We start from the raw sequence: 19,598 nt of genomic DNA, 5'->3' as shown, positions 1-19,598 counted from the left end.
CTGCCCGCGTACAGACTGAGCAGATCCCCCAATGCCCTAACGTTAGGGGCATTCGGCATAGCCAGCACAATCCCGGTACTGTTAGCATAGATGCATCCTTTCAGGCTAAAAGAGAACAATAACTGATGAATGACATCTGGTGGCAGACCCAGGGTTCGGGAAATTGCCATCTTGTGCTGCTGCACGGATGGGGACTGAATGCGCAAGTGTGGCATTGCATAAGCGAGGAACTGAGCTCGCATTTCACGCTGCATCTTGTCGACTTACCGGGATTTGGTCGTAGCCAGGGTTTCGGTGCAATGTCGCTGGAAGAGATGGCTGAGCGGGTATTGAAACAGGCACCGGAGAAAGCTATCTGGCTCGGCTGGAGTCTGGGCGGGCTGGTCGCGAGTCAGGTAGCCTTGACGCATCCTGAGCGTGTTCAGGCGCTGGTGACCGTCGCGTCTTCCCCTTGCTTTAGCGCGCGGGATGAGTGGCCGGGTATCAAGCCAGAGGTGCTGGCAGGCTTCCAGCAGCAGCTGAGCGAAGATTTCCAGCGTACAGTGGAGCGTTTTCTTGCATTGCAAACGATGGGTACGGAAACCGCGCGTCAGGATGCGCGAGCGTTGAAGAAAACGGTGCTGGCTTTACCCATGCCGGACGTCGAGGTGCTTAATGGCGGGCTGGAGATCCTGAAAACAGTCGATCTGCGAGAACCGCTGTGCGCGGTGGAAATGCCTTTCCTGCGGTTGTACGGCTATCTTGACGGGCTGGTGCCGCGCAAAGTCGTCCCGATGCTGGATGCACTGTGGCCGCAGAGCGAGTCTTTGGTGTTTGCTAAGGCGGCGCATGCGCCGTTTATCTCGCATCCGGCGGAGTTCTGCTCAGCGCTGGTGGCGTTAAAACAGCGGCTATAAATCCGCTGTTTTGCCCGGTAGAATCATGCTGCCGGGCTGGGGATTAATGGCTGCACGTAGCCAGATCCTCAGCAGTCAGGCCGGTGATTCTGCAGATAGTCAGCGGGTCTATGCCATCAACCTGCATGGTTGTTGCAATGCGCAGAGCTTCCTCACGTTTGCCTTGTTGCAAACCCTCTCGTAACCCCTCTTGTAATCCCTCTCGTAACCCCTCTTGTAATCCCTCTCGTAACCCTTTCCTGTGACCTTCCTGAAGACCATTAAGGTGCCCTTCCTGACGTAATCTTTCGGCAATAGTCATCAACTTTTCCTTGTGTTGAGGTAAACGTTCGGCGACCTGGTGAATAAATTCGCTAAAACGCGCGGTGTCCCCGGCCTGCATCAGGTAATTAAACAGGGCTTTCAACTGGTTGTCATTAGCGTGTCCTTTAACAAGCAGGATGGCGAGTTTTTCTACTAACCCCATCAAATCGCGTTTACGTATATGTTTTTGGATGAGCTCCAGCAGCGCCATCCGGCGGTGCTGCATAATCTCGTCATCGGGTACAACGGTGATATCGATCAGTGGAAACGCGGTGCTATAAAGTTGTCTGGCGGACTCCGGGTCATCAAACTCGTCCAGCCAACAAAGTGAATAGGGATATGGGCTGACGGTACCATGATAAAAAAGTAGGGGGATCACCAACGGTAGTTGCTTATGGCCCGCGTCCAGATGCCTCTGCATTACGGCAATGGCATAGCGCATGAGGCGAAATGCCATATGAGCATCCGCGGTACTCTGATGTTCAATGATGGTGTAAATGTAGCCATCGCCTTCACGAGTTTTCAGCGACCACAACACGTCTGAATAGTACGCGCGCAAATCATCTTCAATAAAGCTGCCCGATTCCAGTTGTAGTGTGTTCAGATCGCAAAGTGCACGCAAAGAGTCGGGTAGATGAAGTTGCAGAAAATCGCGGGCGGTCGCTGGGTGGTTCAAAAACGTTTTGAAAATCGCGTCATGCGGCGTAGCTGTCGTGTCAGTATTCATGGCGATCCGTCACCTGGGAAATAAGATGACGAGACTCTACTTGCTCGATCGACAGTAATCATCCACGAGTTGATAGTTCTGCGCGGAAGGCTGAGGGATAGATCTGTTTTGCTGAAACAGTGAAATCGTTGTGGGAGCCGTTACGCAAAAAGCCGAATATCAGCATAAACGCTGAATCCGGCAGGAGCGGCACACTAGCGTAAAGCCCACCATTCGCGCAGGCAGGCTTTACCTTCCGGGCAACTTTTGCAGCTTCCGGAAAGACACCCATCGGCATCTTCCTGAATCCGCACCGCTTTGCCCATCTTTTCTAACTGATTCAGCATGGCGTCAATCATCGGCTGCGGGGTGTGCAGCGTGTGGCTAATTTGTGTTGCCTCCATGCGCCCCCGCAAAGCCAATAAATCACGAACCTGAATAAGCGATGCCATTGTCGATAACCTTAGTGGCAATCGCCAGTGGTGCTGGAGCAGCAGGAACTTGCCGTTCTGTTGGTCGCCAGCAGTGCGAGGTCCACACGGCTACGAGCTCGACGCAGCAGGCCCAGCAACACGATGTTAAACAGGATGACCGCTAAAATGCACACCAGGCTGTAGGTCGGGTGCTCTTTGTAGCTGACCGCCTGATAAAACAGCGTTGACAGTGAATAAGCGATATTCAGCCCCCACAAAACCGAGAAGCCCATCCAGCCACGGCTGGATTCACGTGCGATAGCGCCCATCACTGAAATGCACGGCACATACAGCAGCACGAAAATCAGGTAGCTGTACGCGGCGGCGGCGCTGCCAAATTTCTCACCCATCACGCCCATTGCGCCCGTCGCCATTTCTCCGTCGCCCTTGCTGGCTTCGATAGGGTTGGCCAGTACGCTCAGGCTGAAGGTGTCTTTCAGGCTTTGCCAGGTTTCATCCACCGCACCGAGCAGCTCGTCGCCAAGGTGGAAATCTGCCGGATTGAACTCTTCTTCCTGAATGTTTTCTGCGGTATAGAGCGTGTTCAGTGTACCAACTACCACTTCTTTCGCCATCGCGCCGGTGAACAAACCTACGGTTGCCTGCCAGTTATCTTCGTGAACGCCAATCGGTTTAAACACTGGAGTAATAACACGGCTAACGGAGGCCAGCGCAGAGTCGTTGATGTTGTCGACGATTTTTCCGCTCAGCGAGAAGCTGTTAAACGCGCTGAGGAAAATGCTGACGATGATGATGACTTTACCCGCACGCAGAACAAAGCCTTTCAGGCGCTGCCAGGTCTGAATGATCAGACTCTTGATGTGCGGCACGTGGTATACCGGCAGCTCCATCACGAACGGCGTTGCTTCACCACGCATGATGGTGTGTTTGAGCATCAGGCCGGTCAACACCGCCATCACGATACCCAGTACGTACAGCGAGAAGACCGCCAGCGCACCGTTCTGACCAAAGAACGCCGCGGCAAAGACGGCGAAAATCGCCAGACGTGCGCCGCAGGACATAAACGGCGCCATCATGATGGTCATCAGACGCTCACGCGGGGCGTCCAGCGTACGTGCGCCCATCACGGACGGTACGTTACAGCCAAAGCCGACGATCAGCGGGACAAACGATTTGCCCGGCAGTCCCAGCGCCTGCATCAGACGGTCCATCACAAATGCGGCGCGCGCCATGTAGCCGGAGTCTTCAAGGAAGGAGAGGAACAGGTACATCATGCCGATTTGCGGTACCAGCGGCAGCACGGTGTTAATCCCGCCGCCAAGGCCCTGAGCTAGGAAGATAGTGAGCCAGTCCGGGAAGTGCAGCGTGTAGCCAATCCACTGAATACCATGAATAAAGAGCGCCACGGAGCCGACGTCAAACAACGGTTGCAGCGCGCCGCCGATGTTAATGGCGAGCAGGAACATCAGGTACATCACGAACAGGAAAATCGGCAGTCCGAGGAAGCGGTTGAGAACGATTTTATCTACCGCGGTGGTGAAACGGCTCGGCTCTGCCGTCAGAGTATTGCTGACGGTATCGCAGATAGCGGCAATGCACTGATAGCGCGCATCGGCGATATGCAGCGCCGGATCGTCCATTGTCTCGCTCAGACGAGCAACGGCAGCATCCAGGTTTTGCGCGGCATCACCGGCGTAAGCGCGGCTGTAGATATCGCCTTCCAGCATCTGCAGACCCAGCCAGCGGCGCTGTTTCAGTGGCATGTCTTTGGCCATCGCGTCGGCGAGGGAGTCCGCTTCCTGCAACAGCGGCTGGGCATAATGGACCAGCTCGACGGTGTCGTTTTCTTTGTAGCGGTCGATCGCCAGTTTCAGCGCTTCAATACCGCGGGCGCGGGTGGAAACCAGTGGCACCACCGGGCAGCCAAGACGCGCTGAGAGGGCGTCGATATCGATACGGATTTGCTGCTTTTCTGCGATATCCAGCATATTCAACGCGACGATGCAGGGGATGCCCAACTCAAGCAGTTGCAACGTCAGGTAGAGGTTGCGTTCAAGGTTTGACGCATCGACCACGTTGATCAACAGATCTGCGTCGCCGCTCAAAATATAGTGACAGGCAATTTGCTCATCGAGAGAGGTCTGGGATGAGATTGTCGTCAGTGAATAGGTGCCAGGTAAATCCACCAGCGTGACCTGATGGTCCGTTGTGGCGAAATGACCTTCTTTACGCTCAACGGTAACGCCAGCCCAGTTACCTACACGCTGGCGCGCGCCGGTGAGCTGGTTGAATAAGGTTGTCTTGCCGGAATTAGGATTACCAATTAAACCAATGGTTAGTTTTTTCATTTTTATAGACTCACTGTATTAACAGGAAACCGCTTCCACTTCTAATAACGCCAGATCTTTCTTACGCAATACCAGGCTTACGCGACGCGTTTCGATATGGATAGGATCGCCGAGCGGGGCGACGCGTACCACGTTGAAGGAGGAGCCGGGCAGCATGCCAAGTGACAACAGTTTCTGACGATAAGCCGGGCTGATTTCACGGGCAAAGCCGGTAATTTTCCACGCACTGTCAGGAGTGAATTGCATAGGGACCTACTTATATCTCGCTAACTGGATGATTACCTCATGGGGCGACAGGGCGGCATGAGACCAGATGATTAGCCAACGTAAGGAAAGAGTAAATAATCAACAAAACAATGATAATGAGAATGGTTTCTATCATCAATAGAATAAATGTGACGGAATGTAGAATTGAACAATAATTTGAGCCAATTTTGATATTTCTCAACATTTATTCCGCTTTGGAATGAATGTTTCTGCAGTGTCATTATTGACTTTCTTAATGTTTAATTAAGGTTTTATTTGTTAATGAGGTGATAAATATAAGGGGCGGAGAGAAGATAATATATTAAATATGCCGGACAGGGTGTTTACACCGCCATCCGGCACATGATCCAAACTTAGCGTTTTTTACCCATTGCCGCCGCCAGCGCATCCATCATCGCGCTGTTGCCCGCAGGCTGGGCGTCACGACCACGCGGTTTCGCCGCTTTTGGCGCTGGGCGATTGCCCTGAGTGCGATCGTTGTTCCCGCCGCCGCGACGCGCATTGGTTTCACCCGGCTGCTCGTCCAGGCGCATGGTCAGCGCGATACGCTTGCGTTGCAGGTCAACTTCCAGCACTTTCACCTTCACGATGTCGCCCGCTTTCACCACGGTGTGTGGATCGTCGACGAACTTATTCGACAATGAAGAGATATGCACCAGTCCATCCTGATGAACGCCGATATCCACAAACGCGCCGAAGTTGGTGACGTTGGTGACCGCCCCTTCCAGAATCATCCCCGGCAGCAGGTCGTTCATGGTTTCTACACCATCGGCAAACTGTGCGGTTTTAAATTCAGGACGCGGGTCGCGGCCCGGTTTTTCCAGCTCTTTGATGATGTCGGTGACAGTCGGTACCCCGAAACGTTCATCGGTGAAATCGGCAGCTTTCAGATTGCGCAGTTCGTCGCTGTTGCCCATCAGGTCACGCAGCGATTGCTCGGTGGCGGCCAGAATGCGTTCCACGATCGGGTAGGCTTCCGGGTGAACGGTGGAGGCATCCAGTGGGTTATCGCCATGGTTGATGCGCAGGAAGCCCGCGCACTGTTCAAAGGCTTTTGGCCCCAGACGGCTGACTTTCAGCAGTTGCTGACGGTTCTGGAACTGACCGTTCTCATCGCGCCAGGCGACGATGTTTTGCGCCATCATGCGCGTCAGGCCGGCCACGCGGGTCAACAGCGGAACGGAGGCGGTATTGAGATCGACGCCGACGGCGTTTACGCAGTCTTCCACCACCGCATCCAGCTTACGCGCCAGCTGCGTCTGGCTAACGTCGTGCTGATACTGGCCCACGCCGATCGATTTCGGATCGATTTTCACCAGCTCAGCCAGCGGGTCCTGCAGACGACGGGCGATAGACACCGCGCCACGCAATGAAACGTCGAGATCCGGGAATTCCTGCGCCGCCAGCTCGGAAGCAGAGTAAACCGATGCCCCGGCTTCGCTGACGATCACTTTCTGTGCGGTGACTTTCGGGAACTGTTTCTGCACGTCGAGGAAGAAACGCTCGGTTTCGCGTGACGCCGTGCCGTTACCAATCGCCACCAGTTCAACGTTGTATTTTTCACACAGCGCCGCTACAGCAACTGCGGCTTTGGCGGCCTGACCGGTGTGTGGATAAATGGTGTCGGTCGCGACCAGCTTGCCGGTGCCGTCAACAACCGCCACCTTCACGCCGGTACGCAGACCGGGATCGAGGCCCATAGTGGCGCGCAGCCCCGCAGGCGCGGCCATCAGCAGATCGTGCAGGTTACGGGCGAAGACGTTAATCGCTTCATCTTCGGCACGTTCACGCACGGTGCCCATCAGCTCGGTTTCGAGGTGCATCAGCACCTTAATTCGCCATGTCCAGCTGACCACGCCTTTACGCCAACTGTCGGCAGGGGCGTTGTTCAGGCGCAGTCCCAGGTGATCCTGGATAATCTGTTCGCCGTGGCTCTCTTTTGGCGGCTCATCGAATTGCGGATCGGCATTCAGCGAAAGCTGAAGCACGCCTTCGTTACGGCCACGGAACATGGCCAGCGCACGGTGAGACGGCACGGTAGAGATCGGTTCGTGGTGATCGAAGTAGTCGCGGAACTTCGCGCCTTCCTCTTCTTTACCGCTTACCACGGTGGAGACCAGGTGGGCGTTTTTCCACAGGTAATCACGCACTTTCGCCAGCAGGGCGGCGTCTTCTGCGAAGCGTTCCATCAGAATGTAGCGTGCTCCGTCGAGTGCGGCTTTGGTATCCGCCACGCCGTTGTCGGCGTTGAGGTATTTAGCGGCTTCCGTTTCCGGGTCGTGAGACGGCTCGTTCCACAGCAGGTCTGCCAGCGGCTCAAGGCCTGCTTCAATGGCGATCTGCCCACGGGTACGGCGCTTAGGTTTGTACGGCAGATAGAGATCTTCGAGTTCGGTCTTACTTAACGTGCCGTTGATTGCTTTCGCCAGATCGTCGGTCAGTTTGCCTTGCTCGCCGATAGATTTCAGGATTGCCTGACGGCGGTCTTCCAGTTCACGCAGATATCCCAGACGGGTTTCCAGATTACGCAGTTGCGTATCATCCAGACCGCCGGTGATTTCCTTACGATAACGTGCGATAAACGGCACGGTGTTCCCTTCGTCAAGCAAGCGAACGGCAGCTTCTACCTGTTCAGCACGAGCCTGAATTTCACCTGCGATAATGCGGCAGAAAGAATCATTCATCATGGATAGCTTCGTCTATAGGATAAAAAATCAGGGGATAGTTATACGGATTGACTGGCAAAAATGCCAGTCATCTACGGGGGCTTCGGATTGTTCCGGTCTCACTTAACGTATTCAATCTCATTCACGTACCAGCTGGCTTCCCCGCCAGGGGTGTTCACCACCGCGAGATCGCCGACCTCTTTTTTCAGCAGCGCCCGCGCCATCGGCGAATCGATAGAGATGTAATCTTTACGACCGAAGATCTCATCGTAGCCAACAATACGGAATTTGCGGATGTCGCCATCGTCATTTTCAATCTCAACCCATGCGCCAAAGAAGACTTTACCCTCCTGCTGCGGGGAGTAATCGACGATTTTCAGATTCTCCATGCACTTGGTCAAATATCGGACGCGGCGGTCGATCTCGCGCAGGCGCTTTTTATTATACTGGTAGTCAGCATTTTCGCTGCGGTCGCCCAGACTTGCGGCCCAGGTAACCTTCTTGGTGACTTCCGGGCGCTCTTCACGCCAGAGGTAATTGAGCTCTTGTTTGAGTTTTTCATACCCTTCACGGGTTATCAGGGGCGTTTTCATCTTATTGTTTTGCCTTCGACTCTGTGATGATGCGCACAATTAGTATTACATGAGCATATCAACAGAATAAATAATGTATTGCGAGAAACATTGTATACTTAAGCTGCTGTTTAATATGCTTTGTAACAATTTAGCCTGGAATTCATACCAGAATTCGCTGGTGACTCACGCTAGCTTTCTTAAGAATATACACTTAATTGTTGCGAACCTTTGGGAGTAATAACAATGCAAGAGAACTATAAGATTCTGGTGGTCGATGACGACATGCGCTTGCGTGCGCTTCTGGAACGTTATCTGACCGAGCAGGGCTTCCAGGTTCGAAGCGTCGCAAACGCTGAGCAGATGGATCGTCTGCTGACCCGTGAGTCTTTCCACCTGATGGTGCTGGATTTAATGCTGCCGGGAGAAGATGGCCTGTCTATTTGCCGTCGCCTGCGCAGCCAAAGCAACCCGATGCCGATCATTATGGTCACGGCGAAGGGCGAAGAAGTGGACCGTATCGTTGGACTGGAAATCGGCGCTGACGATTACATTCCGAAACCGTTTAACCCGCGTGAACTGCTGGCGCGTATTCGCGCTGTATTGCGTCGCCAGGCGAACGAACTGCCGGGCGCGCCTTCTCAGGAAGAAGCTGTTATCGCTTTCGGTAAGTTTAAGCTGAACCTGGGGACTCGTGAAATGTTCCGCGAGGATGAGCCTATGCCGCTTACCAGCGGTGAATTTGCGGTGCTGAAAGCGTTGGTAAGCCACCCACGTGAACCGCTGTCCCGCGACAAGCTGATGAACCTGGCCCGTGGTCGTGAATATTCGGCGATGGAGCGGTCCATCGACGTGCAGATTTCTCGTCTGCGTCGTATGGTGGAAGAAGACCCTGCGCACCCTCGTTATATTCAGACCGTATGGGGTCTGGGCTACGTCTTTGTTCCGGACGGTTCTAAAGCATGAGGCGAATGCGCTTCTCGCCACGAAGTTCGTTTGCTCGCACGTTATTGCTTATCGTCACCTTGCTGTTTGCAAGCCTGGTGACAACCTACCTTGTGGTGCTGAACTTCGCGATTCTGCCGAGCCTCCAGCAGTTTAATAAGGTCCTGGCCTACGAAGTCCGTATGCTGATGACTGATAAACTGCAACTGGAGGACGGTACGCAACTGGTAGTGCCACCTGCATTTCGTCGGGAAATTTACCGTGAGCTCGGTATTTCCCTCTATTCCAACGAGGCCGCTGAAGAAGCCGGTCTGCGTTGGGCGCAACACTATGAATTCTTAAGCCACCAGATGGCGCAGCAGCTGGGCGGCCCGACGGAAGTCCGCGTTGAGGTGAACAAGAGCTCGCCGGTCGTGTGGCTGAAAACCTGGCTGTCGCCCAACATCTGGGTACGCGTGCCGCTTACGGAAATCCATCAGGGTGATTTCTCACCGCTGTTCCGCTATACGCTGGCGATTATGCTGCTGGCTATCGGTGGCGCGTGGCTGTTTATCCGTATTCAGAACCGACCGTTGGTGGATCTTGAACATGCGGCGTTACAGGTGGGGAAAGGCATTATTCCACCGCCGCTGCGCGAGTATGGTGCCTCTGAGGTACGCTCTGTTACCCGAGCCTTCAACCATATGGCCGCCGGCGTAAAACAGCTGGCCGATGACCGTACGCTGTTAATGGCGGGCGTGAGCCATGATTTACGCACCCCGCTGACGCGTATCCGTCTGGCGACGGAAATGATGGGCGAAGAAGACGGATACCTCGCGGAGTCCATCAATAAGGACATTGAAGAGTGTAATGCCATTATCGAACAGTTCATCGATTATCTGCGGACGGGTCAGGAGATGCCGATGGAGATGGCCGATCTGAACTCGGTATTAGGTGAAGTGATCGCGGCAGAAAGTGGTTACGAGCGTGAAATTGATACTGCATTACGCCCAGGCGTCATTCAGGTGAAGATGCACCCACTGTCTATCAAGCGCGCGGTTGCTAATATGGTGGTTAACGCTGCTCGCTACGGTAATGGCTGGATTAAGGTCAGTAGCGGTATGGAAGCGCATCGCGCCTGGTTCCAGGTCGAAGATGACGGGCCGGGTATCAAACCGGAACAGCGTCAACACCTGTTCCAGCCGTTTGTGCGCGGTGACAGCGCGCGTAGCACCAGCGGCACGGGCCTGGGACTGGCGATTGTACAGCGTATTATTGATAACCATAACGGTATGCTGGAAATTGGCACCAGTGAGCGAGGCGGGCTGTCGATACGCGCCTGGCTTCCGGTTCCATTCACGCGCACGCAGGGGACAACGAAAGACGCGTAGAAAAAAGGGAGGCTAAATGCCTCCCTTTTTATTTCGCTAACCGACTGATGTCGCTGCGCTTATCAGTTGCAGTAGGCCGGATAAGGCAAAGCCGCCATCCGGCACTTTTCGTTACAGCTTCGGTCCGGCGCTAACCAGCGCTTCGCCCGCAGGGGTGTCGGTGTACTTCTCGAAGTTCTCGATAAACAGTTTCGCCAGTGCGTTGGCTTTTTCTTGCCACTGCTCCGGGGATGCGTAGGTATTACGCGGATCGAGAATACGCGTATCCACACCCGGCAGCTCGGTTGGGATTGCCAGGTCAAACATCGGCAGACGGAACGTTTCCGCGTTATCCAGAGATCCGTTCAGGATGGCGTCGATAATCGCACGGGTATCTTTGATTGAGATACGCTTGCCGGTGCCGTTCCAGCCGGTATTCACCAGATAAGCCTGTGCACCAGCCGCCTGCATGCGTTTCACCAGTACTTCTGCGTACTGCGTTGGGTGCAGCGACAGGAATGCCGCGCCGAAACAGGCAGAGAAGGTTGGCGTAGGCTCAGTGACGCCACGCTCGGTGCCAGCCAGTTTGGCGGTAAAGCCAGACAGGAAGTGGTACTGGGTTTGGTCCGCCGTCAGGCGAGAAACCGGTGGCAGTACGCCAAATGCGTCGGCGGTCAGGAAGATGACTTTGGTTGCATGACCCGCTTTTGACACCGGCTTAACGATATTGTCGATGTGATAAATCGGGTAGGACACACGGGTGTTCTCGGTTTTGGAACCATCATCGAAGTCGATAGAACCATCTTCGCGCACGGTGACGTTTTCCAGCAGGGCATCACGGCGGATTGCGTTGTAGATTTCCGGCTCAGCATCTTTAGACAGTTTGATGGTCTTCGCGTAGCAACCGCCTTCGAAGTTAAATACGCCGTCGTCATCCCAGCCGTGTTCGTCATCGCCAATCAGGCGGCGTTTCGGGTCGGTGGACAGCGTGGTTTTACCGGTACCGGACAGGCCAAAGAAGACCGCCACATCCCCTTTTTCACCGACGTTTGCCGAGCAGTGCATGGATGCAATGCCTTTCAGCGGCAGCAGGTAGTTCATGACGGAGAACATACCTTTCTTCATCTCGCCGCCGTACCAGGTGCCGCCAATTAACTGAATGCGTTCAGTCAGGTTAAACGCCACGAAGTTTTCGGAGTTCAGACCTTGTTCTTTCCACTGTGGGTTAGTGCATTTTGCACCGTTCATCACGATGAAATCAGGTTTGAAATCAACCAGTTCTTCGTCGCTCGGGCGGATGAACATATTTTTGACAAAATGTGCCTGCCAGGCGACTTCGGTAATGAAGCGCACGGAAAGACGGGTATCCGCATTAGCACCGCAGAAAGCATCAATGATAAACAGACGTTTGCCGGAGAGTTGATGGGTGACTAACCCTTTCAAATGCTGCCAGGTTTCCTGGGAAAGCGGTTTGTTGTCGTTCTTACCTTTACCTTTGTCGGACCACCAGAGTGTATCTCGTGTGGTGTCGTCACGGACAATGTACTTATCCTTTGGCGAACGTCCGGTAAAGATACCGGTATCAACTGCAACGGCGCCCAGATTCGTTAACACGCCACGCTCATAACCTTCCAGGTTTGGATCAAGTTCTTCCTGATAAAGCGTGTCGTAGTCTGGATTGTAAACGATATCCTGAACGTCATTGATACCATAAGCCTTGAGATCTTGCGGGGTTAAACTGTTGTTCACACGCATTTCACTGCTCCTTAGCCAATATGTATTACCTGGAATAGTAAGGTTTTTTAGGGATTGCTAACCGCGACAAGGCTCATAGATTTACGCATCCGGTGATTCCACGAATAACCGAATACGCTGCGACTCCTGTCACAAAGAGGCGGATATTATGGCAGGAAACCCTTTTTTGTTGTGGAAAATGTTCTTAAAACGTTAATAGAGAGTGTTTTTGGCGGGAATCTTGTGAGTGTAATCGCATTCATGTAAGAAAAAAACGTAACTCAAACATAAACAATATCGATTCACCTCGCGCAGTTGGGCTCCGAAATGGACCGACAAATACTCATATTTGTGAAGTTGATGCGATAATTAGATTTTCTCTTCTTTCTGGAAAACGACATGGACAGTGTTGAGCTTTCACCAACGACCCGCTGGGGCATGATCTTTATCGGACTGCTACAAGGGTGTGTGTGCTACCTGCTGATGGCGTATCTTGCGCCGCAGAACAGTGACTGGCTGTTCTACGGGATGCCCGTAACGATTGCGCTCTCCTCTGCGCTTTTGCTGACTGTCGTCTCATTTAAGCAACGTGCTCTATGGTGCTGGATGGCGTTGATCTGTGTGGTTGTGCTGGCGATGAGTGTGTGGCTGAAATGGAGTGTGGCAGACAGTGACAGATGGCGGCAGGATGACATTTTTTTTGCCTACGGCTGGCGCTTACTGTTGATGGCGATGCTGGCTTTGCCGTGGATTCAATATCAACTTCATGCCCGTCGTGAACAGGCTCGCTATCCGCAGTTTTATACCTACCTGTGGCTTAACTCGCTGACGCTGCTGATCGCTTTTGTGGCCAACGGCCTGTTCTGGCTGGTGCTCCTGCTGTGGAGTGAAATGTTTCAACTGGTCGGAATCACCTTCTTCAACACGCTTTTCTTTGAGACTGACTGGTTTGTTTATTTGGCTTTAGGTCTGATCACCGCACTGGCAGTAGTGCTGGCACGTACGCAGTCGCGTCTGGTCGCTGCGGTGCAAAAGTTGCTGACGTTCCTTGCCACAGGTTTACTCCCGCTGGTTGCACTGTTAGCGCTGATGTTTATGCTGACCCTGCCTTTTAGCGGACTGGACGCTATCTCACAGCGCGTGTCAGCGGCTGGCCTGATGTCCACGTTGACGCTGATCTTCCTGTTGCTGATGGCCATTGTGCGCGAGCCGCACAAAGAGGCGTTACCTTATCCTGGCGCATTACGTTACTTGATTAACGCTTCACTGGTTGTTGCTCCTCTCTATATGCTGATTGCCGGTTGGGCAATGTGGCTGAGAATTCATCAGTATGGCTGGACGCCTGAGCGTTTGTATGGCGCATTGGTGGTCTTTGTATTACTGGTGTGGTCCCTCGGTTATCTGATCAGTATTTTGCGCGCTGGAGGCAACCCGCTCGATATTCAGGGAAAGGTCATTCTTGGCGTTTCGCTCCTGACATTGGGCCTGTTGATTCTGCTGACGTCGCCGGTCATTGATGTCTGGCGTATTAGCGTCAACAGCCATATGGGGCGCTACTACAGCGGGAAAATTACGGCTGACCAGGTCAGTCTGTATATGCTGGATCACAGCGGAAAACCCGGTCGCGCCGCACTGGAAGCATTGCAAAAAGACGATGTATTCAACAAAGACAGCAAGCGCAGGCGTGATTTAAATGCCATCCTGCGGGGGCATCGCGATCCGGTAAATGAGCTGACGGCAACGCAGTTAGCGCCGAAGGTGATGATTGCACCGGGAAGCAAGAAGCCCGATGACGCGTTTTGGTCGTTTTTAAAGGGGCAGCGCTACCGGATCGCCTCCTGTATTGAGCAGGATGCGTGTGTGTTGGTGGATCAGGATCTCAACGCGGATGGGCAGCCCGAGCAAGTATTGTATGCTTTTGGCGATGGGGAGAGCCTGGTCTTTGGCGTTAAGGAAAACAAATGGGTGTTGATCGCGACAGCCCGGCTACCGGAGGGATTCAATAAGGATCAACTGCTGCAGGCGCTGGCGAATCATCAACTGGATTCAGCTTCAAGAGTCTGGCGGGATATCACCATTAATGGCAAACGACTGCCGATGACTTATTACAATGAGTGAATCTGTTGCCGGATGGCGGCGCGAGCGCCTCATCCGGCCGACAAAAGTTTTGCCGTAGGCCCGATAAGCGTTGCGCCACCGGGCAAAACGGGGATTAATGCACCTGTGGATCGGCAGGGGAGGCGTTGCTGCGGATCTCTGCAATATCCATGGCGTTAAACAGATAGTGGCTACCGCAATAATCGCAGTGCATATCGATTTCACCTTCTTCTGCCAGAATGCTGTCAACTTCTTCATCCGGCAGCGTTTTCAGAGCGCCCGCGCAGCGTTCGCGTGAACAGGTGCATTTGAACTCAACATCCTGAGGATCGTAGAGGGTGACTTCTTCTTCGTGGTACAAACGCCACAGAACTTCGTTGGCTGGCAGCGTCAGCAACTCTTCGGCTTTGATGGTTTCTGTCAGTGCGGCAAGGTGATCGAAATCATCTGCCTGTGCGTTTTGCGCTGGCATGACCTGCAACAGCATACCGCCAGCAGCAGGTTTACCGTCGACGTCGCCAGTGCGGATAAACAGACGTGTCGGCAGCTGTTCTGAACGCATGAAGTAATCTTCCAGGCAGGCCGCCAGCGTGTCACCTTCCAGACCGACCACGCCCTGATAGCGTTCGCCTTCTTCCGGTGTAATAGTGATCACCAGATAGCCGTTGCCAACCAGTGTTTTCAGATCGGCATCTTCAGGGATATCGCCTTGTATACGAGCCACGCCGCGCATCTGCTGGTTGTTGTTGCCGTTAATGACCGCCAGGCTCAACGGACCGTCGCCTTGCAGTTGTACGGTGATATCACCGGCAAACTTCAGCGTCGCGGTCAGCAGGCTGGTGGCAACCAGCAGCTCCGCCAGCACGGTTTTGACCGGCTGTGGGTAAGTATGATTTTCGAGGATCTGTTGCAGGGTTTGCGAAACGGTTACCAGTTCGCCGCGCACGGCAAAGTTTTCAAACAGATAACGATGTAATTGGTCATGTTGCGGCATAATCATCTCTCTTGCAGGTGACAGTCACTCGCTGTCGCCATGTTTAAATCGTAACAGGTCGCGGCGCTCTTTTTTGTCCGGTCGCCTGTCCGGGTGCGGCATGGTTAACGCGTTAAGTTTACGCGCCAGCGCCATTTTTTCGCGTTTTTCCACGCTTTCTGCGGTTTCTTCATACAGCATAACGGCTTCAGTTGCCGGGCGGCGCTGCTCGCTAATGGCTTTAATAATGACCGTTCGTTCGTCATTTCCCTGGCGCAGGGTGAGGGTGGCATTTAGCTCGACAATCTTACTCGGCTTGCTGCGCTGCCCGTTGTAATGCACCTTACCGCCTTCAACCATTTCGCGGGCGACTGCGCGCGTTTTATAAAAGCGTGCTGCCCACAGCCATTTATCCAGCCTGACTTCGACAGGGGGCTTCTCTTTCATGGCGTCTCCTTCACATCAGTGAGGGGATCAGTCGGCGGTAGTCATTTAGTGACGGATGGCGTGCGTACTGTTTTTCCGCTGTACCTGAGTCGGGATTGGTTACGCCGAGGCAGTAACGAATGCCGAATTGAGCAGCGGCGTCGAGAATTGGTTCGCTGTCGTCAATAAACAACGTCTTCTCTGCACTCATTCCCGTTTCTTCAGCGACAGCGTGCCATAACCGCTGATCCTCTTTGGGATAACCAAATGTGTGGGTGGAAAGTAATAAATCAAGGTGTGAGGCCAGACCGGTATGCTGAAGCTTCACCGCCAGGTTATGCGGATGCGCATTGGTGAGCAAAATACGACGTTTGCCGCTCGCTTTTAGGGCATCAAGGAACGGTACCGTATCTTCACGCAGTACGGCGCGTGGTCCCTGTGCGGTTGTCATGGCGCATATATCCAGACCCAGACGTTCGCTCCAGTAATCCAGGCAGTACCAGTTTAGCGTATGCTGTACGGCATGATACTGCTGACGAATAAATTCCTGGGCTTCCTGGGGAGAGATACCCTGCTGCGCGCCGTAGGTTTCCGGCACCAGTTTTTGCCAGAAATAGTTATCGAATGCCAGATCGAGCAGCGTACCGTCCATATCCAGCAGAACGGTGTCGACGTCCTGCCAGGCAATATCTATGTGCATGGAAACTCCCCAGAGGAAAATAAGATGCGCGACAGGGTAGCATATTCCGTCGCGCGGGCGTGTTATCGAATCAGGCTTTCTGGGTCTTCAAGCAGCGTTGGATTCAGGCAACTCTCGTAATATTCCTGAATTTCCGCGATGCGCGAACGATGACGCTGGTAGCGTCTGAATGCCTGAACGCTGTTGTAGATAGCGCATCCCAGCATGGAGAGCATCAGCAGCGTGGTGCCAAGGTAACGCCATAAACCTGAACGATCCGGGATCCGGTGCAGGCCAATGTGCTGGGTACCGTTGGCGTCGGTCGAGATGTTGGTGACAATCCCTTCAGCGCGAAATGGCGTTTGCATCAACATCTGGGCAAGGCGCTGGAAAGCGTTCCATTGCTCTTGTGGCGGATAGTCGTACAACGAGGTCGCCGGCCAGGGCTGATCAACCAGGTCGCTGCCTTCGTCACTGATAATCAGGAAACCACCGGGGGCAGGGCTATTCAGTGCCTGAGCCGCCCGGGCGGTCTCGCGTGAAATGAACGGTGCCGTAGAAGTATTCACCAGGTTATCCAGTGATTCGGCGCTTACCGGGCGCAACAGCACATTTACACCATCCAGTTTCCCGGCGTTTGCTCGCTTAACCAGAGCGTTCCAGTCCTTACTGTTACCCAGGTTAACCAGGGCATTTTTCAGGCGTACGCATTCATCTTCGGCGGCACACAAATCGGCGGTTTTCAGGACAATATCGCCAAAATCATCCAGCAATACCATGCCGGACTTCTGAATGGCTGAGCGTAATGATGAGCTGACGCGAGAGTCATCGTCGGGTTTGGGATGCAGTTGGCGGCTAACGCTTTGGGTCAGTGCGGTAGCCTTATTGACCAGGTCGGACTCAGGCAGCGGCAGGGCGCGCGCGTCATTCCAGATAATCTGCGAACAATCAAATGGCATAAAAGGTGTCGCGGGTTGTGCGTTCCAGCTCCCCTGAGTGTGGATGTTACACATCCCCGTGCCACTCAGATGCAGCGTGTCGCCCACGCGAACGCCTGCCTTTTCCAGTTGCTTAACGCTGGTGGCCTCAACAGTTTGCGCCCCTTTCATCCAGGAAAGCGTAAGTTTAATTGGCATATCCAACGGGACCCAAAACAGCAGCATTAGCAATACCAGCAACGAACCGCCGGCAATGACGGCGCTGCGTAGCCAGTGTTGCAACGGGAAGTTTTTCACCTCGTCATGCAAAGATAAAAAACGCCCCTGGCGGACAACATGGCGATCCAGATAGATATCAATATCCGTTTGCTGGCCAAGGTCCTGTGCAATGTAAGGTTGCCAGTGTGGTGGATAAATCAGGTCAATAATACCCAGGGAGATATTATTAATTTGCTCCTGATCGTTTTCACCAAACAGCCCCCAGCGACGTGGAGTGCCACGCAGACAGTGGATTTCTCGTAGAGCCGTTTTAGACGGTGGTGCAAACAGGCCCCACAGACCCGCAGCCAGCAGCAACACCGCGCCACCGGCGGTCCACGGTACGAACGTGTCTGGCATGATTAAACAGAAAAAGAACAGCAGGAATGAGGCAGCAATCAGTAACGCTTCGCGCAATCCCGACGGGCGGCTGAGAGCATATTCTTCATGCGTTTCCTGACGAATATTCAGCAGTTCAATCTGCTCGCTTTCTTCACCACGAATAGATGCCTGAGTAGACGCGGTGTGCTGTAGGGCGTAGCCGCGCGCTTCCTGCATATACTCTTTCAACGTATGACCGTTCAACGAGATAACCAGCGGCAGCGTATTGGTGTGGATCAGCTCAACGCTGTTTTCGTCATTGATGTATTGTTCCCAGAAGGGAGGCAAATGCACTTCGACGGAGTCGAGATAATAGCGCCATTTATTCGGATCGTCGGTGGTGATGCCATAGCGCGTAATTGAATGTGTCAGTACGATGACGCTATTACTTTGGGCATTCAGGGTTAACGATACCGGTGCCGAACTGGCACCTGTTGGGCCAGGTACCTGCTGAATTTGACTGAGGTTTTCGAGATAGTTTTCGACCGCGCCACGTTCTTCGGGTGTTAGTTTACGCTTCGAGGCGTCAGAGAAGACGTTGCTCAACGGTAATTTTTGTTGTCTGAATTTTGATCTGAATCGCCACCCTGCAAGCAATGAGCAGGCCAGCAAAGCAGCTAAAAAAATCAGAATGGTGCTCATGCTTTCCCCATCTTACTTAGTCTGTCAGGCGTGGTCAGTCGCACCCTGTTCAATATTCGTGATTCTGTGGTTGGCTATCGGCAAGTGTGGAGTTGAACTTGAGCATCTTTAAGTACAGCCCAATAAATGCGAATAATAGCAAAATCACCAAAAACGGAATATCAGCAAATTCCTGGAGTTATTTCAACCTATTGACTTTTAATTTGAAATAGGGATTAACTTTTAGTACGTTACATAAATGTAAATAAACGGCAATTCACATTGCCGAAACCGTGCTGTATATCGCACAATAACCCCAGATTTCACAGCAAAGATCCTCATGATGAGCAAATCATTACAAAAACCCACGATTTTGAAAGTGGAAACCGTCGCACAATCCCGGCTATTTAAAGTCGAAAGCGTGGACCTTGAGTTCAGCAACGGCGTACGTCGTGTTTATGAGCGTATGCGCCCATCCACGCGCGAAGCGGTAATGATTGTGCCGATTGTGGATGACCACCTGATCCTCATTCGCGAATATGCGGTCGGAACCGAATCCTACGAGCTTGGTTTTTCCAAAGGGTTAATTGATCCGGGTGAAAGCGTGTTTGAAGCGGCTAACCGGGAACTGAAAGAAGAAGTGGGATACGGTGCGAAGGACCTGACGTTTTTGAAAAAACTCAGCATGGCGCCTTCCTATTTCTCCAGCAAGATGAATATTGTGGTCGCTGAGGATCTTTATCCTGAGTCGCTGGAAGGTGATGAGCCCGAGCCATTGCCACAGGTGCGCTGGCCGCTGGCGCATTTGATGGATCTGTTAGAAGACCCTGACTTCCACGAAGCGCGTAATGTCAGTGCGCTGTTCCTGGTACGCGAATGGCTGAAAGGGCAGGGGCGGTTTTAATCGACATTGCCGGATGGTGGATGTCGCCTTATCCGGCCTACAAAATCCAGCAATATCAAACAATTGTGCCGAAAATGTAGGCCGGATAAGCGAAGCGTCAT

The 19,598-nt window shown here is 53.2% G+C and carries 16 protein-coding genes and 1 pseudogene; 5 read left to right on the top strand and 12 right to left on the bottom strand.

Features of this window, described 5'->3' with window-relative positions; genetic code table 11:
• Positions 1–88 (bottom strand): annotated as a pseudogene (locus JTI85_RS21645) (DNA utilization protein GntX); the annotation flags it as partial.
• Positions 89–125: 37 nt separating this feature from the next.
• Here JTI85_RS21645 and bioH point away from each other — a divergent pair.
• The gene (gene bioH / locus JTI85_RS20585) at positions 126–896 is read left to right on the top strand and encodes a pimeloyl-ACP methyl ester esterase BioH (RefSeq protein WP_115642747.1); all 771 of its coding nucleotides are present in this window, start codon (positions 126–128) and stop codon (positions 894–896) included.
• A 43-nt stretch (positions 897–939) separates the two neighbouring features.
• Here the strand turns inward: bioH and JTI85_RS20580 are convergent, their stop codons facing one another.
• From JTI85_RS20580 to greB, 6 genes are all read right to left on the bottom strand, one after another.
• Positions 940–1,926 carry an Rpn family recombination-promoting nuclease/putative transposase gene (locus tag JTI85_RS20580; protein ID WP_061068737.1) on the bottom strand — a complete coding sequence of 329 codons (987 nt, stop codon included), beginning with the start codon at positions 1,924–1,926 and terminating at the stop codon, positions 940–942.
• A 194-nt stretch (positions 1,927–2,120) separates the two neighbouring features.
• The gene (feoC, locus tag JTI85_RS20575; protein WP_003023516.1) at positions 2,121–2,357 is read right to left on the bottom strand and encodes a [Fe-S]-dependent transcriptional repressor FeoC; all 237 of its coding nucleotides are present in this window, start codon (positions 2,355–2,357) and stop codon (positions 2,121–2,123) included.
• Between the two features lie 11 nt (positions 2,358–2,368).
• On the bottom strand, positions 2,369–4,687 hold the full coding sequence (feoB, locus tag JTI85_RS20570; RefSeq protein ID WP_061068736.1) for a Fe(2+) transporter permease subunit FeoB: 2,319 nt from the start codon (positions 4,685–4,687) through the stop codon (positions 2,369–2,371).
• An 18-nt stretch (positions 4,688–4,705) separates the two neighbouring features.
• Positions 4,706–4,933: a ferrous iron transporter A gene (gene feoA, locus JTI85_RS20565; protein ID WP_003023519.1), complete on the bottom strand. Its 228-nt coding sequence runs from the start codon at positions 4,931–4,933 to the stop codon at positions 4,706–4,708.
• Between the two features lie 374 nt (positions 4,934–5,307).
• On the bottom strand, positions 5,308–7,641 hold the full coding sequence (locus JTI85_RS20560; RefSeq protein ID WP_219351950.1) for a Tex family protein: 2,334 nt from the start codon (positions 7,639–7,641) through the stop codon (positions 5,308–5,310).
• 98 nt (positions 7,642–7,739) lie between these two features.
• On the bottom strand, positions 7,740–8,213 hold the full coding sequence (greB, locus tag JTI85_RS20555) for a transcription elongation factor GreB (protein WP_003023524.1): 474 nt from the start codon (positions 8,211–8,213) through the stop codon (positions 7,740–7,742).
• A gap of 225 nt (positions 8,214–8,438) precedes the next feature.
• On the opposite strand from greB, the gene ompR reads away from it, so the two are divergent.
• A complete protein-coding gene (ompR, locus tag JTI85_RS20550) occupies positions 8,439–9,158 on the top strand; it encodes a two-component system response regulator OmpR (protein WP_001157751.1) in 720 nt (239 codons plus the stop codon).
• Positions 9,155–10,507 carry a two-component system sensor histidine kinase EnvZ gene (envZ, locus tag JTI85_RS20545; protein ID WP_048213556.1) on the top strand — a complete coding sequence of 451 codons (1,353 nt, stop codon included), beginning with the start codon at positions 9,155–9,157 and terminating at the stop codon, positions 10,505–10,507. Before ompR ends, envZ begins: the two co-directional genes overlap by 4 nt.
• A 111-nt stretch (positions 10,508–10,618) precedes the next feature.
• Here envZ and pckA read toward each other — a convergent pair whose 3' ends face one another.
• Positions 10,619–12,241 carry a phosphoenolpyruvate carboxykinase (ATP) gene (gene pckA, locus JTI85_RS20540; RefSeq protein WP_048213555.1) on the bottom strand — a complete coding sequence of 541 codons (1,623 nt, stop codon included), beginning with the start codon at positions 12,239–12,241 and terminating at the stop codon, positions 10,619–10,621.
• Between the two features lie 378 nt (positions 12,242–12,619).
• Between pckA and JTI85_RS20535 the strand changes: the two genes are divergently transcribed.
• Entirely contained in the window at positions 12,620–14,338 is a 1,719-nt protein-coding gene (locus tag JTI85_RS20535) for a DUF4153 domain-containing protein (protein WP_219351949.1), read from the top strand.
• A 94-nt stretch (positions 14,339–14,432) separates the two neighbouring features.
• Here the strand turns inward: JTI85_RS20535 and hslO are convergent, their stop codons facing one another.
• The 4 genes from hslO to igaA form a co-directional block, all read right to left on the bottom strand.
• A complete protein-coding gene (hslO, locus tag JTI85_RS20530) occupies positions 14,433–15,311 on the bottom strand; it encodes an Hsp33 family molecular chaperone HslO (RefSeq protein ID WP_005121631.1) in 879 nt (292 codons plus the stop codon).
• 24 nt (positions 15,312–15,335) lie between these two features.
• Positions 15,336–15,737: a ribosome-associated heat shock protein Hsp15 gene (gene hslR / locus JTI85_RS20525; RefSeq protein ID WP_048213553.1), complete on the bottom strand. Its 402-nt coding sequence runs from the start codon at positions 15,735–15,737 to the stop codon at positions 15,336–15,338.
• 10 nt (positions 15,738–15,747) lie between these two features.
• Complete coding sequence (gene yrfG / locus JTI85_RS20520) at positions 15,748–16,416, bottom strand: GMP/IMP nucleotidase (RefSeq protein ID WP_048213552.1); 669 nt, start codon at positions 16,414–16,416, stop codon at positions 15,748–15,750.
• Positions 16,417–16,478: 62 nt separating this feature from the next.
• On the bottom strand, positions 16,479–18,614 hold the full coding sequence (gene igaA, locus JTI85_RS20515; protein WP_048213551.1) for an intracellular growth attenuator protein IgaA: 2,136 nt from the start codon (positions 18,612–18,614) through the stop codon (positions 16,479–16,481).
• A 322-nt stretch (positions 18,615–18,936) separates the two neighbouring features.
• Here igaA and nudE point away from each other — a divergent pair, with 322 nt between their 5' ends.
• Entirely contained in the window at positions 18,937–19,497 is a 561-nt protein-coding gene (gene nudE / locus JTI85_RS20510) for an ADP compounds hydrolase NudE (protein WP_048213799.1), read from the top strand.
• Positions 19,498–19,598: the final 101 nt, after the last annotated feature.

The sequence above is a fragment of the Citrobacter sp. Colony219 genome, from assembly GCF_019382635.1.
Classification (GTDB): domain Bacteria; phylum Pseudomonadota; class Gammaproteobacteria; order Enterobacterales; family Enterobacteriaceae; genus Citrobacter; species Citrobacter youngae.
This window is presented reverse-complemented; position numbering and strand designations above follow the sequence as displayed.

Coding starts and splice junctions, on each gene's coding strand:
- greB (WP_003023524.1), bottom strand. CDS start 8,213: ATGAAAACGCCCCTGATAACCCGTGAAGGGTATGAAAAACTCAAACAA.
- ompR (WP_001157751.1), top strand. CDS start 8,439: ATGCAAGAGAACTATAAGATTCTGGTGGTCGATGACGACATGCGCTTG.
- JTI85_RS20560 (WP_219351950.1), bottom strand. CDS start 7,641: ATGATGAATGATTCTTTCTGCCGCATTATCGCAGGTGAAATTCAGGCT.
- yrfG (WP_048213552.1), bottom strand. CDS start 16,416: ATGCACATAGATATTGCCTGGCAGGACGTCGACACCGTTCTGCTGGAT.
- feoA (WP_003023519.1), bottom strand. CDS start 4,933: ATGCAATTCACTCCTGACAGTGCGTGGAAAATTACCGGCTTTGCCCGT.
- feoC (WP_003023516.1), bottom strand. CDS start 2,357: ATGGCATCGCTTATTCAGGTTCGTGATTTATTGGCTTTGCGGGGGCGC.
- pckA (WP_048213555.1), bottom strand. CDS start 12,241: ATGCGTGTGAACAACAGTTTAACCCCGCAAGATCTCAAGGCTTATGGT.
- JTI85_RS20535 (WP_219351949.1), top strand. CDS start 12,620: ATGGACAGTGTTGAGCTTTCACCAACGACCCGCTGGGGCATGATCTTT.
- envZ (WP_048213556.1), top strand. CDS start 9,155: ATGAGGCGAATGCGCTTCTCGCCACGAAGTTCGTTTGCTCGCACGTTA.
- igaA (WP_048213551.1), bottom strand. CDS start 18,614: ATGAGCACCATTCTGATTTTTTTAGCTGCTTTGCTGGCCTGCTCATTG.
- bioH (WP_115642747.1), top strand. CDS start 126: ATGAATGACATCTGGTGGCAGACCCAGGGTTCGGGAAATTGCCATCTT.
- nudE (WP_048213799.1), top strand. CDS start 18,937: ATGAGCAAATCATTACAAAAACCCACGATTTTGAAAGTGGAAACCGTC.
- feoB (WP_061068736.1), bottom strand. CDS start 4,687: ATGAAAAAACTAACCATTGGTTTAATTGGTAATCCTAATTCCGGCAAG.
- hslR (WP_048213553.1), bottom strand. CDS start 15,737: ATGAAAGAGAAGCCCCCTGTCGAAGTCAGGCTGGATAAATGGCTGTGG.
- hslO (WP_005121631.1), bottom strand. CDS start 15,311: ATGCCGCAACATGACCAATTACATCGTTATCTGTTTGAAAACTTTGCC.
- JTI85_RS20580 (WP_061068737.1), bottom strand. CDS start 1,926: ATGAATACTGACACGACAGCTACGCCGCATGACGCGATTTTCAAAACG.